We start from the raw sequence: 14,413 nt of genomic DNA, 5'->3' as shown, positions 1-14,413 counted from the left end.
TGAGGTGAGATAGAGTTGGATGAAAATCAAGAACTAGAGGAACGATTTGCCCAGTTACTACAGGATTTAAGAGAAAATAACCTACAGGAATTTAGAAATAGTTTCCTGGAAATGCATATTTACGAGCAGGGGCAATTCTATCAATCTCTGAACGAAGAGGATCGTCAACTGATCTATTCCTACTTATCTCCTAAAGAATTGGCAGATATGTTTGATGTGATTGAAGAAGACAATGAATATATGAAAGAGTATTTAGCTGAAATGCGTCCGAGTTATGCTGCAGAAATGCTTTCAGAGATGTATACCGATAATGCGGTAGATTTGCTAAATACCTTAGATAAAAAACAAGTCGCTAAATATTTAAGTTTAATGACTGCTGACGATGCTAGTGAAATCAAAGAGTTGTTACACTATGAAGATGAAACAGCTGGCGCGATCATGACGACAGAATTTGTTTCGATCGTGGCGAATCAAACGGTTCGTTCTGCGATGTATGTCTTAAAAAACGAAGCAGATGTAGCTGAAACCATTTACTATATCTATGTCGTCAATCAAGAAGAACAATTGGTTGGAGTTATTTCATTGCGGGATTTGATCGTTAATGATGATGATGCAATGATCTCTGACTTGATGAGCGAACGTGTGTTATCCGTCCATGTGGGGGATGACCAAGAAGATGTCGCGCAAACCTTTCGTGATTATGACTTTCTAGCATTACCCGTAACAGATTACGATGACCATCTACTGGGGATCGTAACAGTTGATGATATTATTGATGTTATTGATGATGAGGCTGCAAGTGATTATTCTGGTTTGGCAGGGGTCAATGTTGAGGAAATCAATGAAAATCCCGTGAAGTCAGCTGCTAGACGTCTTCCTTGGTTGATCACCTTATTATTTTTAGGGATGTCTACGGCTTCGTTGATCAGCCATTACGAAGAACTGGTGAGTGAAGCAAGTATTTTAGCCGTCTTCATTTCGTTGATCACCGGAACTGCGGGGAATGCTGGCACCCAATCATTGGCGGTTGCAGTTCGCCGTTTGGCTGTTTCTGACGACAAAGATGCTGGTTTTGTCCGTTTGATTCTAGCTGAAGTACTCACAGGACTTGTGACAGGGGCAATCACTGGCTTGACGATCTTTTTGATTGTAGGAATTTGGAAGCATAACTTTATTTTAGGCTTTGTGATTGGGATTGCCATGTTATTTGCGATTACTGTAGCCAACTTGGCAGGAAGCTTGATTCCGATGTTGATGGATCGCTTAGGGTTTGATCCTGCCGTGGCTAGTGGTCCTTTTATTACCACCTTGAGTGATTTGACTAGTGTCTTGATCTATTTCAACATCGCTTCATTGTTTATGGGGTATTTTATGTAGCCATTCCTTTTGAGATGGTGCAACAAGTCTGTGATAAAAATAAAAAACGTAAGGAGCAAAGTAATCAACTTGCTTCTTACGTTTTTATTATTACTAAAAAAATTTAGTCGAATGAAACGATTTTTGTTCCATGAACTTCATTCACGCCTAGTTCTTTGGCAACATGTTCTGCATTTTTGTAATCGATCTTGCCACCAGGTAAGATGATCAGACGTCCGTCAGCATAAGCAATCAATTTTTTTAAATGGTCAAAATTGGCTTCAATTGGTGCGTTCGCATCTCCACCATGAGTTAAAATCCGGTCTACACCGTGTTCAACCAGCCAATCAATCGCTTCAAATTGCCGTTCCTGCGGGATACAATCAAAAGCCATGTGGAACGTGATTTGTAGACCTTCTGAGGTTTCGATCAATAATTCCATTGCCTCTTCATCGATCCAATTTGAAGGAGTCAAACAGCCTATAACTACGCCATCTGTACCTAATTTCTTCGCTTCGATTAAATCAGTATGCATGATCTTTAATTCAATATCATTATAGACAAAATCGCCACCTCGTGGTCGGATAATTGTCATTACAGGTACTTCTTTTTCATTGGCATAGCTTAAAACTTCTTCGATCACTCCGGTGCTAGGTGTGGTTCCGCCAGCAGCTAAGTTATCGCATAATTCGATCCGGTTTGCTCCCTTAGCAATTGCTAGAGGAATGGAAGTATAATTTTCTGCACAAAATTCTTTGATCATTTGCCTGCTCCTTTATCATTCGCCTTCTTCTTCTAAAATTGTACCATATTTTTTGTAGTTGCTAAAGTTTTCTTCTAACGGTAAGATGAAAAGGGAATAAAGCAATATTCAACGATTAAAACAAGAAATGAGCAAAAAAAATGTTAAAAAAAATTGATCAAGGTCGCCAATTTTTAAAGGGAAATCAACAGCTGTTCCGATGCCCACTTTGCCATGCTGGAGTAGCAGTCACTGAGAACGGTTTGGTTTGTCATCAGAACCATCGCTTCGACTTATCCAAAAAAGGCACGCTTTACTTTTTATCCCATGGGGTAAAAACGGAATATGATCAGAGTATGTTTGATCCCAGACGTAGAATGATCCAAGCCGGGATGTATCAGCCAGTGATCGACTTGTTAGCGCAACAAGTATCGCAGGGATCAGAGGTCTTAGATGTTGGCTGTGGCGAAGGAAGCTTTTTAAATGAATTAGCACGACTGCAACCGTTGAAAAAGGCCGTAGGTTTTGATCTTTCTAAAGAAGGTGTTTATGCGGCTACTGCTCAGCCGGTCGAGGCGTTTTGGTGTGTAGCAGATTTAACCAATCTTCCTTTTGAAGACCAAACATTTACTACGATTCTAAATATTTTTTCGCCTTCTCACTATAAAGAATTTCAACGTGTGCTAACCGATGATGGGGAAGTCTTGAAAATCGTTCCGCAACAAGATTATTTAAAAGAATTACGCCAAGCGTTCTATCCAGATCAGCCTGAGAAACAACAGTATTCAAATGAACGAGTGGTGGCTAAGTTTGCGGAGTCCCTAGAATTGACTGAACGTCGGCGTGTTACTTACGAATTTGATATCCCAGAAAAAAATCGGCAAGATTTGTTAGCGATGTCTCCGCTCGAATGGCAAGTCAGTCAAGACGTCAAAGAGCGTGTGTACCAGAATCCTTTGAAAAAGATTACAATTGACGTAGAATTATTAAAAGGAAATAAGAGAAAACGATTGCAATGAAATTATTCATTTCTAAAGGTTGCAAAAAGAGTTTGTTGATGATATAGTAACGACAAGTTGTTTTTTCATTGGTTTTTATCAGGTTCCTGTTCTGATAAAAGTTAGTGAGAAGAGCTTCACTAACGTAACGACTCGCAGTGACTGACACCGAGTTGATACGTTTTTTTTTATGCCAAAATCACTACTAGTTAGTTAACATATAGATGAGAGGATGGATCTTAATGAACCATATCGTTTTATTTGAACCATTGATTCCAGCAAATACTGGAAACATTGCCCGAACTTGTGCAGCAACCAATACGCCCTTGCACTTGATTGAACCGTTAGGATTTTCAACAGATGATAAACATCTAAAACGTGCAGGATTGGATTATTGGAACGATGTCAATATTACCTATCATCAAAATTTAGATGCTTTTATGGCTTATTTAGGGGAACGTAAACTTCATTTGGTATCGAAGTTTGCCCATAAAGTATATAGTGACGAAAATTTTGCTGATGGAGAAGACCATTTCTTTTTATTCGGCAAGGAGACAACAGGGTTACCTGAAGAATTTATGCGTGAAAATGAAGAAAAATGTTTAAGAATCCCAATGAATGACGAACATGTCCGTTCATTGAATCTCTCAAATACGGCTGCAATGATCGTCTATGAAGCATTGCGCCAACAAGGATTTCCTAATTTAGAGTTAACGCACCATTATGAAAATGATAAACTAGACTAGAGGTCATTTTCCAAGTGCTCTGATTCAAGCATTAAGGAGAAACAAAGAAAAACAGCTTTTCATGTTTTACTTGGTTTGGACTTAATGCACAGAATCAACTTGGAAAATACCGTTTATCAAGAGGTCATTTATCAAGTATTCTGATTCAATACGAATAATCACAAGGACTTTTTATTGAAGGAGTTCTTTGTTTTTAAGGAACAAATTTTATAAAATAGTAGCATCATCTTTGTCTAAATGAGCCTATAAGGAGTCCGATATAAATGGAATTATATTTTACCCGACATGGAAAAACACAATGGAATCTCGAACGCCGTTTTCAAGGAAGCCAAGGCGACTCACCACTTTTACCTGAAAGCTATGAGGAAATCAAAGCATTTGGTAAAAAAGTGAAGTATGTACCATTTAAAGCAATCTATTCAAGTACCGCTAAGCGTGCCCGTGACACAGCCGAAGGGATCAACCAAGAATTAGCGCATCCAGTCGAAATTATTTATACTGATAAATTAAGAGAATTGGGTTTAGGAGAATTAGAAGGTCAATCAATTGATGAAATGTACGAACGATATCCGGAAAACCTTCCCAATCTACGTAACCACTTAGATCGTTATGATCCGACACCTTTTAAAGGAGAAGCGATCGAATGTGCCATTACTCGTATTGAAACAGTTGTGGCTGATGCCGTTGCTTTACATGATGGACCGATCTTGTTTGTTGGGCATGGGGCATCATTAACTGCGGCGATCCAATGGTTGACAGGAAAAAAACTGAGTCAACTAAGAGAAATGGGTGGCTTATATAATAGTAGTTTGACGATTTTAGAAACAGGAGAACCCAACAATTTGTTGCCTTATGAATTAAAAGTTTGGAACGAAATTGACTTCTTAGGAAAAGAGACAAAACCAGAACCATTACTCTAATTGGAAAGGAGGCGGCAAGATGCAGCCAGAAGAAATGCCTTATTTTGTTGGTACAGTTGCCGCAATCTTTTTTCAAAATCCAAGTAATTTTTATAAAGTACTGTTGGTTCGGCTCACTGAAACAACAGCTGACTATCGTGAAAAAGAAATTGTGGTCACTGGAAGCTTTGGTGAGATCCAAGAAAATGAGCTTTATCGTTTTTACGGCGAATTAGTCGATCATCCTAAATATGGGCGACAGTTAAAGGTTGAACGTTATGAGCAGGAGAAACCAACAACAGTCAACGGGATCGTGGGTTATCTATCCAGTGAAAAATTTCCTGGGATTGGCAAGAAAACAGCTGAGAAGATCGTGGAGCAACTAGGTGAAGAAGCGATTGAAAAAATCATCGAAGAACCGTCCGTATTAGAACAAATCGCAGGCTTGAATCAAGCCAAAAGAGACATGATCGTTGAGACGATTCGTTTGAACCATGGGATGGATCAAGTGATCATGGGCTTGAATCGTTATGGCTTTGGTAGTCAGTTAGCTTTTAGTATCTATCAAGCATATAAAAATGAAGCTTTAGATATCATCCAGGAAAACCCCTATCAGTTAGTCGAAGATGTGGAAGGAATCGGCTTTAAAAGAGCAGATAATCTTGCAGAACAATTAGGGATCGCGGCTGATTCACCAAGACGGATTCGAGCTGCAGTTTTACATCAGATTTTTCAACATGCTGTTCAAACTGGCGATACATATGTACCAGCTGAAACGCTTCTTCATCAAACAATCAAAATTCTGGAAACCAGTCGACCAATTGAGATCCAACCTGATCAAGTGGCGACGGTCATTATTCAACTTGTGGAAGAAGGTAAGATCCAACAAGAAGAAACCAATCTCTATGAAAATAGTCTGTATTTCTCAGAATGGGGGATCGGTAACTCGATTCAACGGTTACTTAGTCGGAAAAAAGAAATCAACTATGACGAAAAAGAAGTGCAGAAAAACATTCGGCGAATTGAAAAAATATTTGGTATCCAATATGGAGAATCGCAAGAAAAAGCAATTTCGGAAGCAATCCGATCACCTTTATTTATTTTAACTGGGGGTCCCGGCACAGGGAAAACAACAGTTATCAATGGGATCGTCAACTTGTTTGCAGAATTAAATGGCTTAGAATTAGATCCAAACAAATATACCCAAGAAATTTTTCCGATCCTACTGGCTGCACCAACTGGTCGAGCAGCCAAACGGATGAATGAGACGACAGGATTACCTGCCAGCACGATCCATCGACTACTAGGTTTGAATGGTCGAGAAAAATCTCCTTCAGTAAGTACGAAAGAATTAGAAGGTGGGTTGTTGATCATCGATGAAATGTCGATGGTCGATACATGGCTAGCTAATACACTATTTAAAGCCATCCCTACCAACATGCAAGTGATTTTAGTAGGAGATAAAGATCAATTACCTTCTGTCGGACCGGGACAAGTCTTGCATGATTTATTAGGAATTGACCAAATCCCGAAAGTGGAATTGAATCAAATTTATCGGCAGGGAGACGGATCAAGTATTATCCCCCTTGCTCATGAAATCAAAGAAGGTCATTTACCAAGTGATTTTTTGCAAAATCAAAAAGATCGTTCTTTCTTTCGAAGCGATGCCTATAGTATCGAACCTTTAATCGCAAAGATTGTTGAAAAAGCCAAAAATAAAGGCTTCACTGCACAAGATATACAAGTCTTAGCGCCAATGTACCGTGGACCAGCTGGAATCGATGCGTTAAACAAAATGATGCAGTCGATTTTTAATCCTGGAGGTGCAGGGCGGAAAGAAGTCCACTGGAATGAAACTGTTTATCGAATCGGTGATAAAGTATTACAATTAGTGAACACACCTGAACTCAATGTGTTTAATGGTGATATGGGTGAGATCACGGGGATCGTGTTAGCGAAAGATTCAGAAGATAAAGTGGATGAATTAGTGATTCAATTTGATGCGAATGAAGTGACTTACAAACGCAATGAATGGAATAAAATTACTCTTTCTTATTGTTGCTCGATCCATAAATCTCAAGGAAGCGAATTTAAGATGGTCATTTTGCCGATGGTTCATCAGTACCAACGGATGTTGCAACGAAATCTTCTCTACACGGCTGTCACAAGAAGTAAAGAACTATTGATTCTACTTGGAGAAGAACAAGCGTACGTTACCTGCGTTGCGAATGAATCGGCTAGTCGAATGACGACATTGAAGAAGCGGATCGAAGAAAATGACAGTATGAGTCTTGTTACACGGACGAAGCTTGTCGCTTATGAAGATTCCCTTGTAGGTAATGATCCTTTTGAAGAAGGAAATTATACCAAGGCGGGAGAAACTGCTCATTCCGTAAAAACAGAGACAAGTCAACAAGCCACTCAAGAAAATGTCGTAGATTCAACGGAGGTAAATGTTGGCGATGATCTCTTTACTTTATCAGTAGAACAAGACACAACCGAAACGTCTGTCGAATCAAAAGCGATGGAAGAAGCACCAACAGAGCAACTACCAAAAACATATATTTTAACAACCGAAGCGATTGAAAAACAGTGGATTGATCCAATGATTGGGATGGAGTAAGAGCCTGAGGCAAGTTTTGGCTCAGGCTCACTTGAATCGCTCCTAATGAGAATGTTACTTATTTTTTAAGAGCCAAGAGATAGATAAAGACCGCAAAAGTTAGCCCAACAAGTCTGACTTTTGCGGTCTCTTCAATATCTCCAGCTCTTTTTATGGGGTTATCTTACCCATGGAAGAAAATGTATATAAAATAGGCAAAATCAATGTGACACGTTACACCAAAACAGTTGCTTTTTGGTAGCTAATTGCAAATCAAAAGGTTGTTTTTGGCTATCTTCACCATCTTCTTGACCATACTGAGGAACAGTTGATAGTATGCGCAATCTGCTAGTAGTAAAATGATGGAAATTTTTTGATTTCATTTGCTTTTTCTGTAGTAATAAGAAGATAATTCCTAAGATTTTGAATAAATTCACTCGTTCAACAACAACTAGATCGATCGTTGGTTTGGCAATTTCTGCTGTCGGCGCAATCGCTACACCGCCACCAAAATAAGGATGGTTCGTTGCAGTACATAAAAAGGCTTTGTCAAAACTGATTTGTTTTCCGCCAATGTCCACTAAGATTGGAAACCCTTTTTGCCAAAAAAAGACACGTAGGATAGAAAATAGGTAAGCAAAAGAACCTAAATTATATTTATTTAATTTTGTTTTTGAAGTAGAGTGGTTTGTAGCATGGACGATTGCCGCATCTAAGCCAATGCCAAAATTGTTTACTACTACACCTTGTTTGTCACTCACTTTTTCCTCGTAAGTTAAGAGGTTGATTTCTTGAGGTTTGTTCGTCTTTAGGATATTTTCTAATGCTTTCTCGGCATTTCTAGGTAACCCAATCCCTCGAGCGAAATCATTGCCAGAGCCTGCGGGAATATAGGCTACTGGAAATGCCACATCTAGTTGATAAAAGGTATTTAACACTTGATGCAGTGTGCCATCACCACCGATGATCACGAGTAGGGGAAATTCAGACTCGCTTTCTTGTGGTTCGTCTGTCCATTCAACTAATGTTTCTTTCGCTAACTCTTCGGCAATTTTAGCATCATGCCCTGGATACTCACTGTATTGGATCGAATAGTGAAGCTTTTTTTCGGCAAATAGCGGAATCATTTTTTCTGCTACTTTTTTACCAGCACCACTTCCAGCAGCTGGATTGATCAATAAGTAATAATGGAAATTCATTTTTACCTCCTGCATCTGATTCAGAAGATGAGTAAATCTCACTCATTCCACTCATTCATTAAAATAGAAAAAATGATCAAACTATTTTTTGCTTAGTCATTTAGTGAACAAGCAACTGAAACTTCTATCGTTAATTTTACATGGTTTGTGTCTTAGCGAAACTAAGAAAACAAACATTATTTTTTATCCTTGGCTATTATAGCAGAGAAGAGGAATTTTGAAAAAGCACCGTGCATAAATAAGAGGTAAAGTTCACCCTGATTTGAATAAATAGCATGGAAGCAAAAGACTTATATTTAGAGAACGTTTTTTGTAGGAGCAGTTTCAAATCGCGGGGATATCTGCTATAATGAATCCTTGCTTATGACAGCTGCGGTTCATCAACCATCCCGCATTAAAAAAACTAGGAGAAATGAGGAATATTTTATGCAAAAAACGGTGGAACGCCAACGATTGATGGTCGTTGTAGTAAATGGAATCATTATGGCTTTGTATTTGGCACTTACGATTTTAGTGGCACCAGTCTCTTCTGGACCTATTCAATTTCGTATTTCTGAAAGCTTGAATCACTTAGTAGTCTTCAACCGGAAATTACTTTGGGGCGTGTTAGGTGGCGTCATTGTCTATAACGCATTTTTTGGTTTTGGTATATTAGATGTGGTCTATGGTGGGGGACAAACCTTGATTTCATTGGGGTTGACTGCTTTGCTACAAAATAAAGTAAAGAATGTCAAAATAAGATTAGCATTAAACACGCTTTTCTTTACAATTAGTATGGGATTGATTGCGTACATGTTGGTACCAACTGGTGGACAAGCATTTTGGACAACTTATGGTACGCTAGCTTTGAGTGAGTTCATCATTATGGCTATTTCTGCACCATTGATGTATTACTTGGATCGTTCCCTAGACTTTGAAAAAAGAGTATAGCGATCAATAGGTAGATAGAGGAAAACCTGTTAATCAGTTAAAATATATTTATAAAAAGGGATAACAGTAGTTAAAAGAAATTCATCTTTAGCTACTGTTTTTATTTACACAAAATTAGAGGTTGTGAAAGAAGCGTTTAGCTCCGAGCGAATAAGAGAGGATTTTTTAAAATAGCTCCTCATATTTTAGAAAATCATCGCTTATTGTTGAGGAGTTGCTTCTTGAACACCGTGAATCAGAGGTCGTGAAAACATCGGGTAGCTCTGATGACAATAAGAAAGAATTTTTTGAAACAGCTTCTCATGTTTTGAAAAATTCAGGCTTATTTCAAGGAGCTGATGTTTGAACACCGTTTATTCGTTTTTAGAGATACTAGAAGAGACTGAGACAAGTTTTGTCCCAGTCTCTAATCTTAGTATGTTTTTTCTATCGTAAAGTCGTAAAGTTGACTGATCCTTTACACATTTATTCAGGGTTTTGTAAATTTTCGATTTCGATCACTTTGTAATTTTTCTTTTCAAGATGGTTCACGATCGTGTCGCAAACTTTTTGATCTGTATGTGCAGGTAACGTGATCAGTGTACGACGGATGTATTCTTCTTTTTCAATGTCTAACGTGATGCAACTTGCGATACTACTATGTTTTGCGATGATTTTAGCGATCGTAGCTAAATCTCCTTGTTTTCCAGTAGAAGCAATCGTTAAAACATAGCTGCCTTGTTCTACGCTCCAAGATTGTGAAAGCATGTTTAGCAATGTACTGTGGGTCAAAATACCGTAGAAATGATTGTCATTGTCAAGAACAGCGATATAAGGCAACTCTTTGATCGTAAAAAATATTTTAAAGAATGAAGTATCTAAATAAATGAATTTTGTTGCATTTTTCAAGAGGTGGGTGACGGGTAAAGTCATATCTCCACCATTCGCTTTGTGACGATAAATGTGCATTTTGTAAATATTTCCACGGAAAATATTTCCTGAAGCATCTAAAATTGGCACACAACGATAACCAGAGGATTCTAGAATCGCTAAGGCTTCTTCCAAGGTACTAGTTTCTGTGACAGTTGTTAAATCTTTTTTCTTATATACGAGTGTTTTTAGTAGCATAAAGTTACCTCCATGTATCTCATTTTTACTTAATTTCAAATTAATCATATCATAATTAATTATAAAACAATAGGTTATTCAATCTCGAATTGACAGAAAATCTTTTCCATGATACTGTAAATGAGTATAATTTTGATTTTCAGTGAGGAGGTAGGAGCGGATGGCAAAGAAGAAAGCAGCATTAGCTTGTTCCGTTTGTGGTTCTAGAAACTATACCAAATCGGTTAGTGAAGGAAAAAGTGGCGAACGTTTGGAAATCAATAAATTTTGTAAATATTGTAATCAATACACATTACATAAAGAAACAAAATAGAGGACAGGAGGGCCCGCAATGAAATTCATTAAAAGTGTAAAAGATGAAATGAAACAAGTGACTTGGCCTAGTGGCAAACAATTACGCAAAGACACACTAGTTGTCATTGAAACATCAATCATCTTTGGTGTGATGTTTTTCGTAATGGACACAGCGATCCAAAGCTTATTTGCTTACTTACTAAAATAAGTCGCTAGTAAAAGCAAGGATATCGTGCTATAATCAACGTGAAGAAAAACTTCGGGAAACTGGGGTTTTTTTATTTTACAACGAAATGAGGAGCCTTTAATGGAATCTTTTGAAAAAAATTGGTATGTACTACATACATACTCTGGTTATGAAAACAAAGTAAAAGCAAATATCGAATCACGTGCGCAAAGTATGAAAATGGCTGACTTTATTTTTCGTGTAGTTGTTCCTGAAGAAACTGAGAAAGAAGTAAAGAACGGAAAAGAAAAAGAAATCGTTCATAAAACATTTCCTGGTTATGTCTTAGTAGAAATGATTATGACAGATGCTTCTTGGTATGTTGTACGTAATACACCTGGTGTAACAGGGTTTGTAGGGTCACATGGTGCAGGTAGTAAGCCAGCTCCATTATTGCCAGAAGAAGTAAGTCACATCTTACGTTCAATCGGTATGAGTCTTCGTCAAACAGATCTAGAGATCGAAGTTGGCGAAGTAATCAAGATCATCGAAGGTGCTTTTGCAGGCTTAGAAGGTCAAGTAACTGAAGTAGATGAAGAAAAAGAAAAACTAAAAGTTAATATTGATATGTTTGGTCGTGAAACAAGTACTGAACTTGATTTTGAACAAGTAGATAAAATCGACTAAGTATTCAACTATCTGAGGATGGATTTTTAAATAGAAATCTATGCGACAATCAGATAGCATCACGACTAAAAGATTGAAACCGAGATTTGCAAAAATTGTTTAACCTATTTTTGCAATATTTCGGTTTATTTTTTCAAGTCGTTCACGAATAACCACTAATAGAGGTTGGGAATTTGAGCCGATTTGTCAGTGGAAAATTGAGAATGCTAGTCAGAGAATCGATCAAATTAGAAAGGAGAAACAATGAAAAATTGGAGAAAGTCTGGAATCGTCGGCTTTTTATTGATGGTCAGTGTTCTTTTTATAAGTGGCTGTCAGACAAAAGAAACAAGTCAGTCGTCTGAAGCTGCTAAAACAGTTGAAACAACGCAAGCAACGAAAGAAAAGGAAACGCAATCGACTACCCCTACTTTGTTTTTCCATGGATATAGTGGGACAGTTAATTCATTCAAAGGAATGATCCAGCGCCTGGAATCATCAGAGAGTGGGAAAAAAGAATTAACATTGACGGTTGATGTCAATGGCAATGTACAGGCAGAAGGAGAACTTTCAAAAGAAGCAGATAATCCAATGATCCAAGTTCTATTTGTAGATAATAAAAATAATGAATGGAACCAAACAGAATGGATCAAAGACTGCTTAAGTTATTTGCAACAGACGTATGGAATCAATCAAGTGAATCTGGTAGGACATTCGATGGGGGGCGTCAGTGGTCTTCGGTATTTAGCTACTTATGGACAAGATCAAACGTTGCCTAAAGTGGATAAATTCGTGGCAATTGCCGCACCATTCAATGACTTTGAAGAAAATAATGGGCAAAGTATCAGCGATGAATTAGCTAATGGTCCAGCGATAGCTTCTAGTCGTTATCAAGACTACCAACGACTTATTGGCAATGTGCCAACCACTACACAAATCCTGCTGATTGCAGGACAAGTGAGTGAGACGGATTTAAGTGATGGGACGGTGCCATTAAGCAGCGCTTTAGCAGTGTATGCGTTATTGAAGCAACATGGAAATCAAGTGGAAGAAAAAGTGATCACAGGGGAGAACGTAACGCATAGTATGCTTCATGAGGATAAAGAAGTTGATGCCCTCACGCGCCAGTTTCTTTGGAACATCGACTAATGAAAAAAATAGGTTGTTAAAGTATATAAATATCTATAAATATATTTTTTAACTATCGATATAACATAAAAAAAACTATGACAATCGGCAGGAATGGCATGTTGGATTTTCAGTCGCCTTCTATTTTTTAGAAAAGTAGCGCTTGTTACGAAGATCAGTCCAGTAACCTCTAATTATTCGATAGTCGCTGAGCTTGGGACAAAAAGGTCGTCCCGAGCTCTTTAGCATGTATAAAAACGAATAAACAGAGATGCAAAAGTAGCGCCTTCGAGAATTTCCTTCTAATCTTTGGATAATAAATGTTTTTAGCTCAACCTCTAAGGAACTTTTTTTTCGAAAAATAAGGAAAAATGTACCCGTGTTTCAGCATTTTCTATGAAATAATAAAAGATAGAAGCTAGCGAAAGGAATAAATGAGCATGAGAGTTTTTTTCCCTGATCCTCAACGAAGACCACAAAAAGATATTCAAGAAATGACTGCTAAATTAACCAAGCAATTCCAAGCAATTGATGAACGATTAACACTAGAACATTTTTATGATTTTGTTGATTATGGCCCAGAAGTGTTTCCCCAATTAGCTCCACTTTATTGGGATCCACGAGTGCCGAATCATCCAATGGAACACTTTGTTTACTATGAATATGTTTTGAGATTAAATGGGTTTCCTATTTATGTGATCACACCGTATAGTGAGGTCATAGATAAAACTTATACGAGAAAAGGGAGAGATAAAGATCCCTTTTGGTCTTTGATGAGACGTATTGATCCTGAGATTTTATCGCTCATCCATGATTATCAGATCCAAAATCTTCATTACTGGCGGGATCTTTATTCAGTAACCCAATTTCAAGCAGAAATCAATAAAATCAATAGTAGAGTATCCTTGATCCCCGAAAAAACAAATAACGAGGCGCGCACACTCCTTTTTATTGATCCAAAACAACGAGACCCTGAATTTGTCCGACGAACCACAGAACAAATGGCTCAAGAATTAGCTGAGCTTGATCCGCACTTGTCCGTGGTCTACCATGAGGACTTTATTGATTTTGGCCCAGAAGATGGGCTGTTTTTATCCGAGTGTCCTTTTGATCCAGAAGAGGATGATCCTGATGATCCACGAGCGGGGCTAGCAGATACAGAGTATACCGTCTATTATGAGGATACGATCTTATATGCTTCAACCCCTTATTCCTTAGGTTATGGGTACCATGGGGACTATTTTAGAGGAGGAATCCCTAGCAGGGAATACTTAGGACTATCTCAAGAATTTACGGCAGAAATCCTAAGAATAATGAATAAATTTAGCCTTTATAACTACTATTATTGGCGACATCTATATACGCCTGCAGACTTTCAAACAGAAATAAGGCGCTATCAAAAAAGTTGGGACTTAGAGTAAACAGTTCTTTAGCATGGATAAAAACGAATAAACAGAGATACAAAAGGAGCACCTTCGAGAACTTTCTGCTTATCTTTGGATAATCAACATTTTAAGCTCAGCCTCTAAGAAACTTTTTTTTCGAAAAATAAGGAAAAATGTACCCGTGTTTCAGCATTT

14 protein-coding genes and 1 riboswitch are annotated in these 14,413 nt (G+C 37.9%); of the genes, 11 read left to right on the top strand and 3 right to left on the bottom strand.

Translation table 11 applies throughout. The annotated features are described in order from the left end of the window. Positions 1 to 15: 15 nt before the first annotated feature. Positions 16 to 1,377 carry a magnesium transporter gene (mgtE, locus tag AB3I12_RS07640; protein WP_034699476.1) on the top strand — a complete coding sequence of 454 codons (1,362 nt, stop codon included), beginning with the start codon at positions 16 to 18 and terminating at the stop codon, positions 1,375 to 1,377. 103 nt (positions 1,378 to 1,480) lie between these two features. Here mgtE and AB3I12_RS07635 read toward each other — a convergent pair whose 3' ends face one another. Then, complete coding sequence (locus AB3I12_RS07635; protein ID WP_010720166.1) at positions 1,481 to 2,119, bottom strand: copper homeostasis protein CutC; 639 nt, start codon at positions 2,117 to 2,119, stop codon at positions 1,481 to 1,483. Positions 2,120 to 2,259: 140 nt separating this feature from the next. Here AB3I12_RS07635 and AB3I12_RS07630 point away from each other — a divergent pair, with 140 nt between their 5' ends. The 4 genes from AB3I12_RS07630 to AB3I12_RS07615 all read left to right on the top strand — a co-directional run bounded on the left by AB3I12_RS07630 (position 2,260) and on the right by AB3I12_RS07615 (position 7,364). Then, entirely contained in the window at positions 2,260 to 3,117 is an 858-nt protein-coding gene (locus tag AB3I12_RS07630; protein ID WP_010720165.1) for a methyltransferase domain-containing protein, read from the top strand. A 221-nt stretch (positions 3,118 to 3,338) separates the two neighbouring features. Next, entirely contained in the window at positions 3,339 to 3,842 is a 504-nt protein-coding gene (gene trmL / locus AB3I12_RS07625; protein WP_010720164.1) for a tRNA (uridine(34)/cytosine(34)/5-carboxymethylaminomethyluridine(34)-2'-O)-methyltransferase TrmL, read from the top strand. A gap of 263 nt (positions 3,843 to 4,105) precedes the next feature. Beyond that, positions 4,106 to 4,762, top strand: coding sequence for a histidine phosphatase family protein (locus tag AB3I12_RS07620; protein WP_010738514.1), 657 nt, complete (start codon positions 4,106 to 4,108; stop codon positions 4,760 to 4,762). Between the two features lie 19 nt (positions 4,763 to 4,781). Continuing rightward, positions 4,782 to 7,364, top strand: coding sequence for an ATP-dependent RecD-like DNA helicase (locus tag AB3I12_RS07615; RefSeq protein WP_063626526.1), 2,583 nt, complete (start codon positions 4,782 to 4,784; stop codon positions 7,362 to 7,364). 200 nt (positions 7,365 to 7,564) lie between these two features. On the opposite strand, the gene AB3I12_RS07610 is transcribed toward AB3I12_RS07615, so the two are convergent. Next, complete coding sequence (locus AB3I12_RS07610; protein WP_063626527.1) at positions 7,565 to 8,542, bottom strand: diacylglycerol kinase family protein; 978 nt, start codon at positions 8,540 to 8,542, stop codon at positions 7,565 to 7,567. Between the two features lie 366 nt (positions 8,543 to 8,908). Continuing rightward, positions 8,909 to 8,955: riboswitch (PreQ1 riboswitch) on the top strand. Positions 8,956 to 8,968: 13 nt separating this feature from the next. Here AB3I12_RS07610 and AB3I12_RS07605 point away from each other — a divergent pair. Then, entirely contained in the window at positions 8,969 to 9,472 is a 504-nt protein-coding gene (locus AB3I12_RS07605) for a QueT transporter family protein (protein WP_010720160.1), read from the top strand. A gap of 465 nt (positions 9,473 to 9,937) precedes the next feature. On the opposite strand, the gene cbpA is transcribed toward AB3I12_RS07605, so the two are convergent. After that, a complete protein-coding gene (gene cbpA / locus AB3I12_RS07600; protein WP_010738510.1) occupies positions 9,938 to 10,579 on the bottom strand; it encodes a cyclic di-AMP binding protein CbpA in 642 nt (213 codons plus the stop codon). Positions 10,580 to 10,739: 160 nt separating this feature from the next. On the opposite strand from cbpA, the gene rpmG reads away from it, so the two are divergent. The 5 genes from rpmG (at position 10,740) to AB3I12_RS07575 (ending at position 14,254) form a co-directional block, all read left to right on the top strand. Beyond that, a complete protein-coding gene (rpmG, locus tag AB3I12_RS07595; RefSeq protein ID WP_002294578.1) occupies positions 10,740 to 10,892 on the top strand; it encodes a 50S ribosomal protein L33 in 153 nt (50 codons plus the stop codon). An 18-nt stretch (positions 10,893 to 10,910) separates the two neighbouring features. Further along, positions 10,911 to 11,081 (top strand): preprotein translocase subunit SecE, encoded by a 171-nt coding sequence (gene secE, locus AB3I12_RS07590; protein ID WP_010720158.1) that lies wholly within the window; start codon positions 10,911 to 10,913, stop codon positions 11,079 to 11,081. 99 nt (positions 11,082 to 11,180) lie between these two features. Further along, positions 11,181 to 11,726: a transcription termination/antitermination protein NusG gene (nusG, locus tag AB3I12_RS07585; RefSeq protein WP_010720157.1), complete on the top strand. Its 546-nt coding sequence runs from the start codon at positions 11,181 to 11,183 to the stop codon at positions 11,724 to 11,726. Between the two features lie 243 nt (positions 11,727 to 11,969). Next, on the top strand, positions 11,970 to 12,854 hold the full coding sequence (locus AB3I12_RS07580; RefSeq protein ID WP_063626528.1) for an alpha/beta fold hydrolase: 885 nt from the start codon (positions 11,970 to 11,972) through the stop codon (positions 12,852 to 12,854). Between the two features lie 419 nt (positions 12,855 to 13,273). Next, complete coding sequence (locus tag AB3I12_RS07575) at positions 13,274 to 14,254, top strand: hypothetical protein (protein WP_063626529.1); 981 nt, start codon at positions 13,274 to 13,276, stop codon at positions 14,252 to 14,254. The last annotated feature ends 159 nt before the right edge of the window (positions 14,255 to 14,413 follow it).

Origin of the sequence: Enterococcus sp. C65 (assembly GCF_040887165.1) — a bacterium.
In the GTDB taxonomy this organism is placed as follows: Bacteria; Bacillota; Bacilli; order Lactobacillales; family Enterococcaceae; genus Enterococcus_B; species Enterococcus_B hirae.
The sequence above is the reverse complement of the archived record's forward strand: the minus strand, read 5'-3'. Positions and strand labels throughout refer to the sequence as shown.